This window comes from Nocardia araoensis NBRC 100135, assembly GCF_000308435.1.
GTDB lineage: Bacteria > Actinomycetota > Actinomycetes > Mycobacteriales > Mycobacteriaceae > Nocardia > Nocardia araoensis.
On record NZ_BAFR01000015.1, the window covers coordinates 1 to 16,253 of the forward strand.

The window sequence follows — 16,253 nt, forward strand, 5'->3', positions numbered from 1 at the left end:
GCTCCATTCGACAGCTCTGTGGCGCCAGCGGTGGCGTCGCCGAGCTGGACGCCGCTTGATTCGGTGGTGCTTCGGCGCGGTTCTTCGCGGTCGCGGAGTGAAACCGGGTGCGGCTCGAGTCCGGCTGCGCGATCCGGTTGGCTCGGAGACCTCCAGGGTGGGCGCCTGCTCTGAGAGCGCGTCACGACCGCAGGCGTGCGTGGGCCGCCGCGGGGCGAGTGCACTGCTTGCTGTCAGTGGGGCAATCTGTGGGCTGTGGAGCCCCAGGGGCAACTATCGCCCGTGTACGCGAACGACGTGTGATCGGACACGCCATTCGAATTCTGTGGATACGTAGAGGAATTCGACAGTGTGATCCGGTAGCGAGCGCCGAGCGAAAGCGGCCGACCAGTTTGAGGAGTGATGGCAAACGGTCAGCACATCTGACCACCGACTGACGAGCATGTTTTCGGCTACGAGTCCGTTTGTAGTCTGGTGTGCGCAAACATTTCTCGTGACGAGCATGTTCAGATCACGCGCAAACACCGGATGGGCCACAAATAGGGTATCGCGGCATACTTCGCGCACATTCGGGTGACTCTAGCTGTGTCGGGTTCTCCATCTGCCGAAAGTTGCTCGAGATGTACGAATACAACGCGTTGCCGCCGACCGTCGCGCGGGCTCGTACGACCCAGGGGGCGCGCGATGACTGAGCTGATCGACTTCTCCGCCGCGCTCATCGAGCCGCAAGCGATCAAAGACGCCGGATACGCGGGCGTCATAGGCTACTTCAGCGATTCCCGCCCGGGCACGAATTTCGGTGCCAAGCCGCTGCGGCGGGAATACTGCGACCGATTACGCGCCATCGGGCTCGAGATCGTGTCCAATTACCAGTACGGCAAGGGTGAGACGTCGGACTGGAAAGGCGGTTACGACGCGGGCGTGCACCACGCGCGGATCGCGCTCGATTACCACCTCGCGGCGGGCGGGCCACGCTTGCGTCCGCTGTATGCACCCGTTGACGCGAATCCATCGCTGAACGAGTGGAATTCGCTCATCGCGCCGTTTCTCCGTGGCTGGGCATCGGTCGTGGGGCTGGAATGGACCGGCATGTACGGCAATGCCCGATGCATCGATTGGGCGTTGGAGGACGGCGTCGCCACGTGGTTCTGGCAACACAACTGGTCCGGCGATTCCTCGATGAACGGCGACCATCCCGCCGCGCACCTCCATCAGATCCGCATCGACGCCGACCGGGTCGCCGGCGTCGTCGTGGATATCGACAAAGTTCTCGCCGACGACTACGGCCAATGGTCGAAGGCGATTCCGAATCCAGGGGGAACAATGCAGAAGCCCGATTACGTCGAATTGGACCGGATGGGCGACTCCGCGTCCAGCCGCCACGGTGCGCGCGTCGAGAACTTCCTGCTGCACACCCAGGAAGGCAACGGAACGGCGGAGAGCCTGGCCAACTATCTCAACAATCCGGCGAACGGGGTGAGCTACCACTACACCGTTCGCGATCGCGTGGTGGTCGACGTGGTCGACACCGACCTGGCCAGCTGGTCGGTGCTGGACGCGAACTCGTTCACCATCAATCTCTGCTTCGCGGGCAGCCGCGTCGCCTGGAGCCGGGACGACTGGCTGCGCATTCGCGACGACATCCGCATCGCGGCCTGGCTCGCGGTGCAGGACGCGCGTAAATACGGGTTCGACACCTATGTCATCGCGCCGCCTTACCAGCGGCGCCAGGGCATCTCCGACCACAAGTACGTCACCGAGTGTCTCGGCATCGGCACGCACACCGACGTGGGACCGAATTTTCCCTGGGACGTGTTCGCCGACGACGTGCGCGGCTTCGCCACCGGTGAGCCGGGCGGGTCGGAACCGAACGCGATCAACGATTGCGCGGCAGCGAATCCGTGGCTGGGTAAGCGGATCACGCAGGGGGAGATCACGACTCCCGACGGCGCGGGGCGCTTCGCCCAGTTCGAGCACGGGTACATCTATTGGCATCCGGACACCGGCGCGCACGCCATCCCGGAGACGCTGTGGGGCAAGTTCGAAGCGCTGGGCTGGGAGGCGGGCCCGCTCGGCTATCCGATCACCGACCGCACCGTGATGCACGGCCCGGACGGCCGGCCGACAGGCGAGGTGCAGGGCTTCCAGGGCGGAGCGCTCTACCGGCGGCAAGCCGGCGACAGTGTGTGCTGGGTGCACGGCGCGATCCGCGACCGCTGGAACCGCTCGGGTTACGAGAACGGACCGCTGGGCTGGCCGACGACCGACGAGATCCCCTGGGACACCGGTACGTATCAAGACTTCGAGCACGGCCGGATCTACTGGACCCCGAGCCAGACCCTGGCCACGGTCGCGGTCGGCGGAGTCGATACACCCCTGCACGACGTCGCGAGCTGAGCGCGATAGAAGAGAAAGGAAGGCCGACCGCTACGAGCGGCCGGCCTTTACCGCAGAGGCGACGCCTGATTTCGTACGAACATGGGTAACTCACCGGGTACGCTCAAAACCCTCCTACACCGCCAACGCAGGACCTGCGACCAACCCAGGTAGCACCCACTGGTACGGCCTGAATACCCGGAGAGGCGGGTCAGCCAGGGACGTTGGCGCCGTAGCCGAGGTCGCGCAGCGCCTGCTTGATCTTGGCCTGCGCCTCGTCCAGTGACTCGGGGCTCGGATTCGGATCGGCGCCGGAGATGTCGAAGTCACCCAGCGAGAAGGCCGGGAACACGTGCACGTGCAGGTGCGGCACTTCCAAACCGGCGATCAGCAGACCGGCCCGCGGCGCGTCCCAGGCCGCGCGTACGGCCTGGCCGATCTTCTGGGCGACGGCGCCGAGCCGGGCGAACGTGTCGGCGTCGACGTCCTGCCAGTGGTCGATCTCCTTGCGGGGCACCACGAGGGTGTGACCGGGAGTGACCGGGGCGATGGTGAGGAAACCGACGAACTCGTCGTCCTCCCAGACGAAACGGCCCGGGAGCTGACCGGCGATGATCGCGCTGAAGACAGAAGCCATGTCCCGCAGCGTAGACCGGTCCGTGCGCCGCGCCGCCGGACCTCCCCGCGCTACACCGCGACGAAATGCGACAGGATGCCCTGTACCTCGTAGATGTCCACCTGCCGGTTGAACCGCTTCAGCAGCGGCTCGTCGCTGCCCGAGATCCAGATGGCCAGCTCGGCGTCCAGATCGAAGGTGCCCGCGGTCTCCACCGAGAAGTGGGTGATCGCCCGATAGGGAATGCTGTGGTAGCTGACCTTGCGGCCGGTGACGCCCTGCTTGTCGATCAACACCAGGCGGCGGTTGGTGAACAGCATCGCGTCGCGGACCAGCAGGTACGCGGCATAGACCTGTTCGCCGTTGCCGAGGAGCTTGGCGTACTCCTGTTGCGCCTGCCCCGGATCGATCCGGCCGGCGTTGCCCATCAGTCCGTCGATCAGACCCATCTCAGCACTTCCTTCGGGTGCTCCGGTGGCACGAGTGGTCAGGCCCCCGCTCATGCCGGAAAAGGACACAGTGGTCGGTGGGGGCTGTGTGCCGCCCCACATCCGTTGTCCCCTTTCATCATCCCCTCCGCGCGCACCGGCAGCGGCGAAGACGCCGAACGGCTCGTTTAGGCTGTCTGCCGTGCGTGTACTCGTCATCGGTTCCGGAGCCCGTGAACATGCCCTCGTCCTGGCCCTGCGCCGGGACCCCGCGGTGACCGCGCTCTTCGCCGCCCCCGGCAATGCCGGGATCGCCCAGCACGCGCAGGTCCGCCCGGTCGACCCGTGCGCCGCCGAGGACGTGGTCGCGCTGGCCACCGAGGTGGACGCCGATCTGGTGGTGATCGGCCCCGAGGTTCCGCTGGTGCTCGGCGTCGCCGACGCGCTGCGGGTGGCGGGCATCCCGTGCTTCGGCCCGTCGGCCGCGGCCGCCCGGATCGAGGGCTCCAAGGCGTTCGCCAAAGATGTGATGGCCGCTGCGGGCGTGCGCACCGCGCACAGCGAGGTGGTGGACAACCCGGCCGAGTTGGACGACGCGCTCGACCGCTTCGGTCCCACCTGGGTGGTGAAGGACGACGGCCTGGCCGCGGGCAAGGGCGTGGTGGTGACCGCCGACCGTTCCGCCGCCCGCGAGCACGGGGCCGAACTGCTCGAGCAGGGTCACCCGGTGCTGCTGGAATCGTTCTTGGACGGACCGGAAGTCTCGCTGTTCTGCCTGGTCGACGGTGAGACCGTGGTTCCGCTGCTGCCCGCGCAGGACCACAAGCGCGTCGGTGACGGCGACACCGGACCCAACACCGGCGGCATGGGCGCCTACACGCCGCTGCCCTGGCTGCCCGAGCAGACCGTCACCGCGATCGTCGACGACGTGGTGAAACCCGTTGCCGCCGAGCTGGTGCGGCGCGGCAGCGGCTTCTCCGGCCTGCTCTACGCGGGGCTGGCGATCGGCGCGGCCGGGCCCGCCGTGGTCGAATTCAATTGCCGCTTCGGTGATCCCGAGACGCAGGCGGTGCTCGCGCTGCTGGACAGCCCGCTCGGCGAGCTGCTGTACGCCACCGCCACCGGCACGCTGGCGCAGGTCGCCCCGCCGCGCTGGCGCGACGGCTCCGCGATCACGGTGGTGCTCGCCGCGGAGAACTACCCGGGGCGGCCGCGTCTCGGCGACGCGATCACCGGCGCGGGCGAAGGCGCGTCCGATGAGAACGCGACGGTGCTGCACGCGGGCACCGCGCAGCGCGAGGACGGCGCCTTGGTCTCCACCGGCGGACGGGTGCTGAACGTGGTCGGCGTCGGCGCCGACCTCGTCGAAGCCCGCACCCGCGCCTACGACCGCATCGCCGCGATCAAACTCCCGGGCAGCCACTACCGCACGGACATCGGCTTGGCGGCGGTCGAGAACCGCATCGAGGTCTGAGCCCGCGCCGGTCGGCTCGGGCACTGATGGCCGCACAGAGGCCGCGCCCGCTCGAGGCCGGTCCTGCACCGGCAGCCGCGCACCCGGCCTCACGTTGGGCCGAGCCCGGGTGCGTCGCGGCTCAGCCCAACGTGAGGCCGCGCACCGCCAGCCACTGCTGCGGGTCCACGTGCTGCCCGCCGACGATCACCTCGAAGTGCAGGTGCGGCCCGGTGGAGTCGCCGCGGTTGCCCATGCGGGCGATCTGCATTCCCGCGGGCACCCGCTCGCCGACCGAGACGAAGAAGTCGTACATGTGCCCGTAGACGGTGATGCTGCCGTCGTCGTGGCGGATCCGCACCCACAGCCCGAAGCCCTGTGCCGGTCCCGCGTCGATGACGGTGCCGTCGGCGACCGCGTAGATCGGGGTGCCGATCGGGCCCGCGATGTCGATGCCGTTGTGGAACGTGCCCCAGCGGGACCCGAAGCCGGAGGTGAAGACGCCCCGGGCGGGCAGGACGAAGCCACGGCCGCCCGGCAGGAGCGCCCCTGGCTGCACCGGCGCGGTTCCGGTCATCCACGGCTGCTGTTCACCGGCGAAGGCGGCGGCCGCCTCCGCCTTCGCGCGTTCGAGCGTCGCGCGCGCGGCGGCCGCGACCACCGCCTGCTCGCGCAGCCGCTCGCCGTTGGCGATCGCGTTCAGCAACCTGGTCACCGAGGGTGGAGTGTTCTGCATCTGCGGCGGATACGCGACGGCGACGAGCTGGGCGCGGTCCGGCGCGGGCGTGCGGTCGGTGACCGTCCCGGCGAACGACGTGTCGCTCGCGGCGAACACCGCGGTCGCCACGAGGCCGCCCAGCAGCACCTGGTGCTTGCGCGCGAGCGCGAGCAGCTCCTCGCCGGTGGGTTTGCGCCGCCACAGGTCGCGGGGATCCGGCCTGCGCCGCCACCAGGCCCGCAGGCGGCGGCGCGCCCGCAGCGCGCGGGGATCGAACCGACCGCCGTGCCCGAAAAGCCGCCGTCGGGAACCTCGCGGCGAGCGCACGCGCCAATCACGCGGTATGACGCCGATGCCGGCGACTCCGCGCACTCGGTCGAGTCCGTCTCGTCGAGACTTATCGAGCATCGGGTAGACCATAACCGCGACTGCGCGGTGAACCGTGCTCTACCGTCTGTCGAGTGTCCAGAGAATCTCGCCGGTCGACCATTCCACCTTTCTACGTGATGGATGTGTGGAAAGCCGCCGCGGAACGCGCCCGGACCCACGGTGATGTGCTCGTGCTCGCGGCAGGGCAGCCGTCGACGCCGGCGCCCGCGCCGGTCCTGCGCGCGACCCAACTGGCCATTGAGTCCGAATTGCTCGGTTATACCGAGACTTTCGGCATCCTGGCGATCCGGGAAGCGATCGCCGAACATCATCGGGAGACCTACGGTTACCAGGTCGACCCGGACGAGGTCGTCGTGACCACCGGCTCGTCCGGCGCGTTCTCGCTGATCTTTCTCGCCGCGTTCGACCCCGGCGACACCGTCGTGGTGGCGCGTCCGGGCTATCCGGCCTACCGCAACACGCTCGCCGCGCTCGGCTGCCGGGTGCTGGAGCTGGACTGCGGCGCGCAGACCAGATTCCAGCCCACCGTCGCCATGCTCGAGGCGCTTCCTGAGCCGCCCGCCGGTCTGGTGGTGGCCAGCCCCGCCAACCCCACCGGCACCATGATCGCCCCGGCGGAGCTCGCCGCGCTGGCCCGCTGGTGCGAGGAGCACGGCACACTGCTGATCTCCGACGAGATCTACCACGGCATCACCTACGACACGGGCCCCGACAGCGCGACCTCGTCGGCCTGGGAGACCTCGCGGGAAGCGGTGGTGATCGGCTCGGTCTCCAAGTACTTCTCCATGACGGGCTGGCGGCTGGGCTGGATGCTGGTGCCGAGCGGGCTGCGTCCGGCGTTGCAGCGCCTTGCCTCGAACCTGACCGTGTGCCCGCCGGCGATCTCGCAGTACGCGGCGCTGCACGCGTTCGGCGCGGAGGCCAAGGAAGAACTCGACGGGCACGTCCGGCGGTACGCGGTGAACCGGCGGTTGCTGCTGGACGGCCTGCCGAAGCTGGGCATCACCGACCTCGCCCCGGCCGACGGCGCCTTCTACGCCTACGCCGACATCGGCCACCTCACCGGCGACTCCCGCGCCTGGTGCGCCGACGTGCTGCACCACACCGGCGTCGCGCTTGCCCCGGGAGTGGATTTCGATACCGTCAACGGACATCGAACGGTTCGTTTCTCATTTGCCGGAGCCACCGCCGACATCGAGGCGGCGCTACTGCGTCTAGGGCACTATCTGGCCGTTTGAAAGCGCTGTCCGGCAAGAACTTTTCGCAGTTCGGCACCCTGGCCGCGCGGATGCGGTAAAACAACGATGGTTGCTTTTCCTCGCTGATTTCCCCTGGAAGAACTGATGACGACTGGCACGATGGCACGGTGATCACCGCGACGACCCCGAAAGGCGAACGGCGTCGCCAGGCTTTGATAGCCGCCGCTGCCGAGCTGTTGCTCGAAGGCGGATTCGAGGCGGTGCGGCATCGTTCGGTTGCGACGCGCGCTGATCTGCCTCTGGCGTCGACCACCTACTACTTCGAATCCCTGGACGACCTCATCGCCCGGGCGGTCGAGTTCAGCGGCAATGCCGAGCTGGACGCGATGCGCAGGCGGGTCGGCGAGGTGAGCCACCGTCGCCGTGGCGCGGAGGCCACCGTCGACCTGGTGCTCGACCTCTTGGTGGGCAGCGACGGGGCCGACGAGGGCGCGCGCGGGCAGCTGATCGCCCGCTACGAGCGTTCGGTCGCCTCGGCGCGGCACCCGGAGCTGCGCGAAGTTCAGCTACGGCTGCGCGCCCAGCTGGACGAACTGCTGGCCGACGTGCTGCGCCGATCCGACCGGATGGTGCGGCCGGAACAGTTGCGCCGGCTGATCGCGGTGGTGGACGGAGCCGTGGTCGCCGCGCTCACCGAGATGGATCCGGAACCGCGGCGGATGGCGCGTGGTGCGCTGCTGGAAGTGATCGACATCGTCGCGCCGCCCGCCCGCGGGGCCACGCCGGAACCGGCGGCCTACGCGGCCACGGACGTACCCATGCGGGCTACGCCCCAGCAAGTGGATCGTTACCGCGCACTAGACTGACCGGACGTGAGCATCGTCCCCAATGTCCTCGCCACCCGCTACGCCAGTCCCGAGCTGGTGCACCTGTGGTCGCCGGAGCACAAGGTAGTACTGGAGCGGCGGCTGTGGCTGGAGGTGTTGCGGGCGCAGGCGGAGCTGGGCGTCGACGTGCCCGATGGAGTGATCGCCGACTACGAGCGGGTGATCGACGAGGTGGATCTGTCCGCCATCGCCGAACGCGAGCGGGTGACCCGGCACGACGTGAAGGCGCGCATCGAGGAGTTCAACGCGCTGGCCGGGCACGAGCACGTGCACAAGGGCATGACCAGCCGGGATCTCACCGAGAACGTGGAGCAGCTGCAGATCCGGCTCTCCCTCGAGCACGTGCACGCGCACGGCGTCGCGATCGCCGCGCGGCTGGCCGAGCGCGCCGCCGAATACCAGGCGTCGGTGATGGCGGGCCGCTCGCACAATGTCGCGGCGCAGGCCACCACACTCGGCAAGCGGTTCGCCTCCGCGGCCGACGAATTGCTGATCGCGCTCACCAGGCTGCGCGAGCTGATCGACCGTTACCCGCTGCGCGGGATCAAGGGCCCGATGGGCACCGCGCAGGACATGCTCGATCTGCTCGGCGGCGACCCGGCCAAGCTCGCCCGGCTGGAGCAGCAGGTCGCCAGGCACCTGGGTTTCGCGACCGTGCTCACCAGCGTGGGCCAGGTCTACCCGCGCTCGCTGGATCACGATGTCCTGTCCGCGCTGGTTCAGGTGGGCGCGGGCCCGTCCTCGTTCGCGCACACCATCCGGTTGATGGCCGGACACGAGCTGGTCACCGAGGGTTTCCAGCCCGGGCAGGTGGGCAGCTCGGCGATGCCGCACAAGATGAACACCCGCTCCTGCGAACGCGTCAACGGTCTGCAAGTGGTGCTGCGCGGCTACGCCTCGATGACGGCCGAGCTGGCGGGCGCCCAGTGGAACGAGGGCGACGTGTTCTGCTCGGTGGTCCGCCGCGTCGCGCTGCCGGACGCCTTCTTCGCCATCGACGGGATGATGGAGACCTTCCTCACCGTGCTGGCCGAGTTCGGCGCCTACCCGGCGGTGATCGCCCGCGAACTGGACCGGTACCTGCCGTTCCTCGCCACCACCCGCATCCTCATGGCGGCCGTCCGGGCCGGCGTCGGCCGCGAGACCGCGCACGAGGTGATCAAGGAGCACGCCGTCGCGGTCGCCCTGGCGATGCGCGAGCAGGGGCGTGAACCCGACCTGCTCGACCGCCTCGCCGCCGACGCCCGCCTGCCGCTCGATCGCGCCGCCCTCGACGCGGCGCTGGCCGACAAGTCCGTCTTCGTCGGCGCCGCCGAGGCCCAGGTCGCCGACGTGCTCGGCCAGGTGCAGAAACTCGTCGACCGGTACCCGGACGCGGCCCGGTACTCGCCGTCGCCGATCCTGTAGCGGGACTACCACTTTCGCGGCGAAATCGTTCGTCGGCCGATGACCGCATAGGCTGCGGGTCGTGAATCCGTACACGATTTTCGCCGATATCGTTGCCGGGCGGGCGCCGTCGAGCAAGGTCTACGAGGACGACGATGTGCTGGCGTTCATGGACATTCGGCCCATGACGCCGGGGCATCTGCTGGTGGTGCCCAAGGTGGCGGCGCGCAGTCTGGCGGAGCTCGATCCGGTCGTCGGGGGGAAGTTGTTCCAGGTGGGGCAGCGGCTCGCGGCGGCGTTGCGGACCAGTGAGGTGGGGTGTGACGGGGTCAATTTCTTTCTGGCGGACGGGGTGACGGCCGGGCAAGAGGTGTTTCACGTGCACTTGCACGTGATCCCGCGTACGCCGGGCGACGGATTCGGCTTGCGCGGCCGTCCGACCAGTCCGCGGCGGGAGGATCTGGACTACCTGGCCGCCTCGATCCGCGGCGCGCTGGGCGGCTGAGCTCGCCACCGCTCGGCTCGTGCATGCCCCTGTCCGCTCTTCGTGGTCGTCGGCGATCATCGCCTGAGGCATCGGCGCGCTCGCGGAGACGGCTCCCGCGAACGCTCGGCTGTGACGCCCTCGGCCTTTCGGGTTCGCGGGACGCGGGAATCAGCCGCGCCCGCGTTTCCCGTGGTGACGAGTCAGTCGCGCACCAGTTCGGCCGCGGTCCAGTTCGGGTAGTCGCTGTAGCCCTCGGCGGTGCGGCCGTACAGGTACTCCTCGCGGATGGGAGCCAGCGGCAGGCCATGGCGAATGCGGTGTACCAGATCGGGATTCGAGATGAACGGCCTGCCGAAGGAGACGAGGTCGGCGTGACCGGCGCGCAGCACCTGTTCCGCGCCCGCCGCCGTGGTCGGCTCGCGGTTCTCGCCGATGTTCGCGATCAGCGTGCCGTGCCAGCGCGGCCGTAGGTCGGTGAGCGCCGGGTAGCGGTCGTTGTCGGTCAGGTGCAGGTAGGCCAACTCGCGTCGGTCGAGCTCGGTGACGAGTGCGCGGTAGAGCGGGGCCGGGTCGGCCTCGTACATGTTGAACTGGGGATTGCCCGGCGAGAGCCGGATGGCGGTGCGGTGCGCGCCGATGGCTCCGCTCACCGCGTCCACCACCGCGAGGGGCAGCCGCATCCGGTTGACGATCGAACCGCCGTACTCGTCGTCGCGCAGGTTGGTGTTGTCGGCGAGGAACTGGTGCAGCAGATAGCTGTTCGCGCCGTGGATCTCCACGCCGTCGAAGCCCGCTGCCACGGCATTGCGCGCGGCGGCGGCGTAGTGCTCGATGGTGGCCTCGATATCGGCGCGATCGAGTGCGGCGGGTGTGATCGGATCGGCCTTGCCGCCGTCGATCAGATGCACGCGGTCGTCGTCGAGCACCGCCGACGGTCCGGCCGGCCAGGACCCATCGATCCGGGCGAGCGGGTGCCCCTTGCGTCCACCGTGCATGAGCTGAGCGAATATCCGCCCGCCCCGCGCGTGCACCGCCTCGGTCACTCGCCGCCACGCCGTGACGTGCGCGGGCGTCTGCAATCCGGGCACCCACGCCTCGCTCTGGCCGGTCGAATGCGGCCAGATGCCCTCGGTGACGATCAGCCCCGCGGTCGCGCGCTGGGCGTAGTAGTCGGCGACATCGCCGGTCGGCGAGCCGTCGGGCAGCGAGCGCAGCCGGGTCATCGGCGCCATGACGATCCGGTTGGGCAGGTCGAGTGGATGGTTGCGGTATTCGGTCAACAGCAGCATGGCTGTACCGTAAAACCTGACATCTATGTTAGGTCAAGGAGTGATGGTGCGGATCGGTGAACTGGCCGAGCGGACCGGCGTGAGCGTGCGGTCGCTGCGGTACTACGAGACCAAAGGGCTGCTGGCTTCGGAGCGGACTTCCGGCGGGCAGCGGGAGTACGCGGAGGCGGCGGTCGACCGGGTCCGGCGCATCCAGGAGATGTTCGCCGCGGGCCTGCACAGCGACACGATCGGCGCACTGCTGCCGTGCATCCACGACGTCGACGGCACGCCCAACGCCACGGCGACGCCGTTTCTGGTGGAGAAGCTCACCGAGGAACGCGCGAGGATCGATCAGGCGATGCGGGATCTGCGCAGGACCAGTGACGTGCTCGACGGGATCATCCGTGCGGCGGGCGGCGAGGCATCCGAACAGTAGGGTGGACGCCATGGCTCTCGACAGCGGAACGATCTCCGAACCCGGTAGCGGCGCGGTGGCGCCGCCGGTCGCCAAGACGGTGCCCACCGAGCGGGTGCACCACGGCGACGTGTTCGTCGACGAGTACGAGTGGCTGCGGGACAAGGACAATCCCGACGTCATCGCCTATCTGGAGGCGGAGAACGCCTACACCGAGGCACAGACCGAGCACCTGAGCACGCTGCGCGAGACCATCTTCGACGAGATCAAGGCGCGTACGCAGGAGACCGATCTGTCGGTGCCGACCCGGCTGGGCGACTACTGGTACTACTCGCGCAGCTTCGAGGGCAAGCAGTACGGCGTGCACTGCCGGTGCCCGATCGCCGTCGGCGCCGAAGGCATCGACGTGTGGACTCCGCCGCAGCTGGACGCCGAGACGGAGGTCCCGGGCGAAGAGGTGCTGCTCGACAGCAACGAGCTGGCCGAAGGGCACGATTTCTTCGCGCTCGGCGCGTTCTCCATCAGTCACGACGGCACGCTGCTCGCCTACTCGGTGGACAACGTCGGCGACGAGCGGTACGTGCTGCGCTTCAAGGATCTGCGCACCGGCGAACTGCTCGGCGACGAGATCGCGGGCACCGCTCCGGGCGCGACTTGGTCGCTGGATGGTAGCCACGTCTTCTATCAGACCGTCGACGAATCGTGGCGACCCGACACGGTATGGCGGCACCGGCTCGGCGGCACCGATCCCGACGTCAAGGTGTTCCACGAGCCCGACGAGCGCTACTGGGTGAGCATCGGCGCGAGCCGCTCGGAGAAGTACCTGATGATCTGGGTCGGCTCCAAGATCACCAGCGAGGGTTGGGTACTCGAGTCCGACGATCCCGAGGGCGAGTTCCGCGTGCTGCTGCCGCGGCGCGAGGGCGTCGAGTACTCCGCCGAGCACGCGGTGATCGGCGGGCAGGACCGCTTCCTGATCCTGCACAACGACGTGGTCGACGGCGTCAAGGCGGAGAACTTCGTGCTCGCCGAGGCGCCGGTGGACGACCCGTCGAACCTCACCCAGCTGATCGGCCACCGCGAGGACGTGCGGCTGGAGGACATCGACGCGTTCCGCGACCACCTGGTGCTCAGCTACCGGCGCGAGGCGCTCACCCGGATCGCGGTGTGGCCGCTGACCGACTCCGGTTACGGTGAGCGCCGGGAACTCGAGTTCGACCTGGAACTGTTCGCGGTCGGCGTCGGCTCCAACCCGGAGTGGGCTCAGCCGACCCTGCGCATCGGACTGACCTCCTTCATCACGCCGATGCAGGTGTTCGACTACGTCCCGGCCACCGGTGAGCTGCTGTTGCGAAAGGAGCAGCCCGTGCTCGGCGGCTACGACGCCGACGACTACGAGCAGCACCGGGATTGGGCGGTGGCCGAGGACGGCACCCGGATCCCGATCTCGCTCGTGCGGAAGAAGACGACGGCAGACGGGCCGAAGCCCCTGCTGCTGTACGGCTACGGCTCCTACGAGGCGAGCATCGACCCGTCCTTCTCGGTTGCCCGATTGTCGCTGCTGGATCGCGGCATGGTCTTCGCGGTCGCGCACGTGCGCGGCGGCGGCGAGATGGGCAGGCTCTGGTACGAGCACGGCAAGACGCTCACCAAGAAGAACACCTTCACCGACTTCGTCTCGGCCGCACGGCATCTCGTCGACACCGGGGTCACCGCCCCGGACCGGATGGTCGCCGACGGCGGCAGCGCGGGCGGACTGCTGGTCGGCGCGGTGGCGAACCTGGCTCCCGAGCTGTTCACGGGCATCCTGGCGAACGTTCCCTTCGTGGATCCGCTCACCTCCATCCTCGACCCGTCGTTGCCGCTCACCGTGATCGAGTGGGACGAATGGGGGAACCCGCTCGCCGACAAGGACGTCTACGCGTACATGAAGTCCTACTCGCCGTACGAGAACGTCGAGGCCAAGGACTATCCGTCGATCCTCGCCATCACCAGCCTGAACGACACCCGCGTGCTCTACGTCGAACCCGCGAAGTGGATCGCCAAGCTGCGCGCCACCGCGACCGGCGATGCGCCGCTGTTGCTGAAGACGGAGATGAGCGCGGGCCACGGCGGGGTCAGCGGGCGCTACGAGAAGTGGCGGGAAGTGGCCTTCGAGCACGCCTGGGTGCTGGACACGGTCGGTCTCGCCGACGCGTAGCGCACCGGCGCGCCGAGGCAGGCTCTCCGGTGGCGCCGGCGCGCCGACCGCGGGGCGGCCGCGCGACACAGGCGTGGCGGAGTGTTCGCCACCTGGTCATACAGTCTGCACATCACGGACACGTGCGGCTGGCACCGTGGGGTCATGAACGCTCAGCTGATCGTGTCGATTTCCGGGATCAGGGACACCACCCGGGACACGGCGATCGAATTCGCCGAAGAGATGGATCGGCGCGGCGTGCCGCTCTCGCTGCTGGTCGCGCCGCGGCTGAAGGGCAAGTACCGGTTGCTCGACGACCCGGCGACGCAGGCCTGGCTGCGCGGGAGGCGGGCCCGCGGCGACGCGATCGTGCTGCACGGCTACGACCAGGCGGCCACCAAGCGGCGGCGCGCCGAGTTCGCCACGCTGCCCAAGCACGAGGCTCGGCTGCGGCTGACCGCCGCGGACCGGGTTCTCGAGCAGGCCGACCTGCGCACCCGGCTGTTCGCGGCCCCGCGCTGGGATGCCTCGGCGGGGGCGCTGGAGGCGCTGCCCGAGGGCGGTTTCCGGCTGGCGCTCGGCCTCACCTCGATCATCGACTTGGAGCGCAATACGGCGCAGAAGGCCAGGGTGTACGGCATCGGCGACGGTTTCCGCGCGGAGCCGTGGTGGTGCCGCGCACTGATCATGGGCGCCGCGCGCACCGCCCGCCGCGGCGGCGTGCTGCGCCTGGCCGTGTCCGCCGCCCAGTTGGGCCGGTCCGGCCCGCGCCAAGCCATGCTCGACGCCGTCGACCTCGCGCTCTTCCACAATGCGGTGGGCGCCACCTACCGGTGGGAGCCCTTCGCGGCGGCTCGGGCCGCATGACTGACGCCGCGGGCGACGTGGGTCGGCTCCATCGCCCGCGGCCGGTCGGGACCGCTCTCGCGCGACCGATCGGCGCCGCCGCCCGCGAATGGCGTAGCCGGGCGGCGGCGCTGTCATTGCTCAGGACGCGGCGATCGTCGTCTCCGCTACGGCGGGCGCCGCGTCGTGCGTGAAACCGCCCGCCTCGTCGCGCGTGAGCGAGGTCGCGAACGGCCGCTGCCGCAGCTGACGCATACAACGTTCGAGATCGGCGAGCAGCAGGTCGGCCATGTCGATGGTGAAGCCGTGGCGCAGCACCGCGCGCATGACCGTCTCGTCGTCCCGGTCGGCGGGCAGCGGATAGGCGGCGATCAGCCAGCCTCGCGAGCGCAGCCGATCGGACAGGTCGTAGAGGTTGAAGCCGGGATCGCCGGTCAGGCGCCAGCACACCGCCGTGATCCCGCGCTGCGGGTCGCCGTCGTGGATCAATTCGAAGACGCCGAGCCCGCGCACTCCGGCGGCCAAGTGCTGCGCCGCGCGGTAGATCGCGGACTGCACCCGCGCGTAGCCGGCGCGCCCCAACCGGATGAACTGGTAGTACTGCGTGATGGCCTGCCCGCCGGGCCGGGAGAAGTTCAGGTTGAAGGTGGCCATGCTGCCGCCGAGGTAGTCGACGTCGAAGATCAACTCCTCGGGCAGGTCGCCGGCTTCCCGCCAGATCGCCCAGCCCGCGCCGAGCGGGGCCAACCCGGTCTTGTGGCCGGAGGCGTTGATCGACTTCACCCTGGGAATCCGGAAATCCCAGAGCAGATCCGGCGCGGCGAACGGAGCCAGGAAGCCGCCGCTGGCCGCGTCGACATGAATGGGGATGTCCAGGCCCTTCTCCCGCTGCAACGTGTCGAGCGCCGCGCTGATCCCGGCGACGTCCTCGAACAGGCCGGTATAGGTCTGGCCGAAGGTGGGCACGACCATCATGGTGTTCGCGTCGCAGTACCGCGCGAGGTCGTCGGGGTGCATGGTGAGCCGGTCGCCGCGTAGCGGAATCTGCCGGATCTCCACATCGAAGTAGCGTGCGAATTTCTCCCAGCACACCTGGACCGGGCCACAGACGAAATTGGGCGTCCCGGTGCCGCCGCGCTTGCGCCAGCGGAATTTCGCCGCCAAGCCGCCGAGCATGGCCGCCTCGCTGGACCCGGTGGTCGAGGTGCCGTGCGTGGCGGCCGGGTCCGGCGCGTGCCACAGATCGGCGACCATCCGGACGGCCCGGCGCTCCAGTTCGGCGGTCTGCGGATACTCGTCCTTGTCGACGATGTTCTTGTCCAGGCATTCGGACATCAGCCTGCGCGCCTGGTCGTCCACCCAGGTGGTGCAGAACGTGGCCAGGTTCATCCTGGAGACGCCGTCGAGCATCAGTTCGTCGTGCACGATCTCGTAGGCGACCTGTGGGAACATCTCGTGCGCCGGAAATCCGGCCCGCGGCGCGGACCGGCTGAGCCCCGGCAGGGCGAACAGGTCATCGGCTGCTTCGGACATGAGAACGGCCTCCCGGATTCGACGGTGTGCGGGTGTGCCTGCCGCGAATGCCAGCAATTTGCCGACATC

The 16,253-nt window shown here is 69.1% G+C and carries 14 protein-coding genes; 9 read left to right on the forward strand and 5 right to left on the reverse strand.

What is annotated here, in order from left to right; translation table 11 throughout:
- The first annotated feature begins 684 nt into the window (after positions 1–684).
- Positions 685–2,397, forward strand: coding sequence for a glycoside hydrolase domain-containing protein (locus tag ON21_RS36705; protein WP_083880363.1), 1,713 nt, complete (start codon positions 685–687; stop codon positions 2,395–2,397).
- Between the two features lie 190 nt (positions 2,398–2,587).
- Here the strand turns inward: ON21_RS36705 and ON21_RS02745 are convergent, their stop codons facing one another.
- Complete coding sequence (locus ON21_RS02745; protein WP_039794948.1) at positions 2,588–3,013, reverse strand: HIT family protein; 426 nt, start codon at positions 3,011–3,013, stop codon at positions 2,588–2,590.
- Between the two features lie 50 nt (positions 3,014–3,063).
- Complete coding sequence (locus tag ON21_RS02750; protein WP_039794949.1) at positions 3,064–3,441, reverse strand: PH domain-containing protein; 378 nt, start codon at positions 3,439–3,441, stop codon at positions 3,064–3,066.
- Between the two features lie 181 nt (positions 3,442–3,622).
- Between ON21_RS02750 and purD the strand changes: the two genes are divergently transcribed.
- Positions 3,623–4,894, forward strand: coding sequence for a phosphoribosylamine--glycine ligase (gene purD, locus ON21_RS02755; protein ID WP_039794951.1), 1,272 nt, complete (start codon positions 3,623–3,625; stop codon positions 4,892–4,894).
- A 121-nt stretch (positions 4,895–5,015) separates the two neighbouring features.
- Here purD and ON21_RS02760 read toward each other — a convergent pair whose 3' ends face one another.
- Complete coding sequence (locus ON21_RS02760; protein WP_039795007.1) at positions 5,016–5,999, reverse strand: M23 family metallopeptidase; 984 nt, start codon at positions 5,997–5,999, stop codon at positions 5,016–5,018.
- A gap of 53 nt (positions 6,000–6,052) precedes the next feature.
- Here ON21_RS02760 and ON21_RS02765 point away from each other — a divergent pair, with 53 nt between their 5' ends.
- The 4 genes from ON21_RS02765 to ON21_RS02780 all read left to right on the forward strand — a co-directional run bounded on the left by ON21_RS02765 (position 6,053) and on the right by ON21_RS02780 (position 9,958).
- Positions 6,053–7,219, forward strand: coding sequence for a pyridoxal phosphate-dependent aminotransferase (locus ON21_RS02765; RefSeq protein ID WP_086006347.1), 1,167 nt, complete (start codon positions 6,053–6,055; stop codon positions 7,217–7,219).
- A 128-nt stretch (positions 7,220–7,347) separates the two neighbouring features.
- The gene (locus ON21_RS02770; RefSeq protein WP_245562434.1) at positions 7,348–8,046 is read left to right on the forward strand and encodes a TetR/AcrR family transcriptional regulator; all 699 of its coding nucleotides are present in this window, start codon (positions 7,348–7,350) and stop codon (positions 8,044–8,046) included.
- Between the two features lie 6 nt (positions 8,047–8,052).
- Positions 8,053–9,474 carry an adenylosuccinate lyase gene (gene purB, locus ON21_RS02775; protein ID WP_039794955.1) on the forward strand — a complete coding sequence of 474 codons (1,422 nt, stop codon included), beginning with the start codon at positions 8,053–8,055 and terminating at the stop codon, positions 9,472–9,474.
- A gap of 61 nt (positions 9,475–9,535) precedes the next feature.
- Positions 9,536–9,958, forward strand: a complete 423-nt coding sequence (locus ON21_RS02780; protein ID WP_039794956.1) for an HIT family protein — start codon at positions 9,536–9,538, stop codon at positions 9,956–9,958.
- A gap of 182 nt (positions 9,959–10,140) precedes the next feature.
- On the opposite strand, the gene ON21_RS02785 is transcribed toward ON21_RS02780, so the two are convergent.
- The gene (locus ON21_RS02785; RefSeq protein WP_039794957.1) at positions 10,141–11,229 is read right to left on the reverse strand and encodes an alkene reductase; all 1,089 of its coding nucleotides are present in this window, start codon (positions 11,227–11,229) and stop codon (positions 10,141–10,143) included.
- A gap of 46 nt (positions 11,230–11,275) precedes the next feature.
- Here ON21_RS02785 and ON21_RS02790 point away from each other — a divergent pair, with 46 nt between their 5' ends.
- From ON21_RS02790 to ON21_RS02800, 3 genes are all read left to right on the forward strand, one after another.
- Positions 11,276–11,647 (forward strand): MerR family transcriptional regulator, encoded by a 372-nt coding sequence (locus tag ON21_RS02790; RefSeq protein ID WP_039795011.1) that lies wholly within the window; start codon positions 11,276–11,278, stop codon positions 11,645–11,647.
- A 10-nt stretch (positions 11,648–11,657) separates the two neighbouring features.
- Positions 11,658–13,826, forward strand: coding sequence for a S9 family peptidase (locus tag ON21_RS02795; RefSeq protein ID WP_051020250.1), 2,169 nt, complete (start codon positions 11,658–11,660; stop codon positions 13,824–13,826).
- 144 nt (positions 13,827–13,970) lie between these two features.
- Positions 13,971–14,672, forward strand: a complete 702-nt coding sequence (locus ON21_RS02800; protein ID WP_039795015.1) for a DUF2334 domain-containing protein — start codon at positions 13,971–13,973, stop codon at positions 14,670–14,672.
- Positions 14,673–14,792: 120 nt separating this feature from the next.
- Here ON21_RS02800 and gad read toward each other — a convergent pair whose 3' ends face one another.
- On the reverse strand, positions 14,793–16,184 hold the full coding sequence (gene gad / locus ON21_RS02805) for a glutamate decarboxylase (protein ID WP_039794958.1): 1,392 nt from the start codon (positions 16,182–16,184) through the stop codon (positions 14,793–14,795).
- Positions 16,185–16,253: the final 69 nt, after the last annotated feature.

What these genes read in the sequence shown, in the direction of transcription:
- ON21_RS36705 (WP_083880363.1), top strand. Translation starts at nt 685, where the DNA reads ATGACTGAGCTGATCGACTTCTCCGCCGCGCTCATCGAGCCGCAAGCG.
- ON21_RS02745 (WP_039794948.1), bottom strand. Translation starts at nt 3,013, where the DNA reads ATGGCTTCTGTCTTCAGCGCGATCATCGCCGGTCAGCTCCCGGGCCGT.
- ON21_RS02750 (WP_039794949.1), bottom strand. Translation starts at nt 3,441, where the DNA reads ATGGGTCTGATCGACGGACTGATGGGCAACGCCGGCCGGATCGATCCG.
- ON21_RS02760 (WP_039795007.1), bottom strand. Translation starts at nt 5,999, where the DNA reads ATGCTCGATAAGTCTCGACGAGACGGACTCGACCGAGTGCGCGGAGTC.
- ON21_RS02785 (WP_039794957.1), bottom strand. Translation starts at nt 11,229, where the DNA reads ATGCTGCTGTTGACCGAATACCGCAACCATCCACTCGACCTGCCCAAC.
- ON21_RS02795 (WP_051020250.1), top strand. Translation starts at nt 11,658, where the DNA reads ATGGCTCTCGACAGCGGAACGATCTCCGAACCCGGTAGCGGCGCGGTG.
- ON21_RS02800 (WP_039795015.1), top strand. Translation starts at nt 13,971, where the DNA reads ATGAACGCTCAGCTGATCGTGTCGATTTCCGGGATCAGGGACACCACC.
- gad (WP_039794958.1), bottom strand. Translation starts at nt 16,184, where the DNA reads ATGTCCGAAGCAGCCGATGACCTGTTCGCCCTGCCGGGGCTCAGCCGG.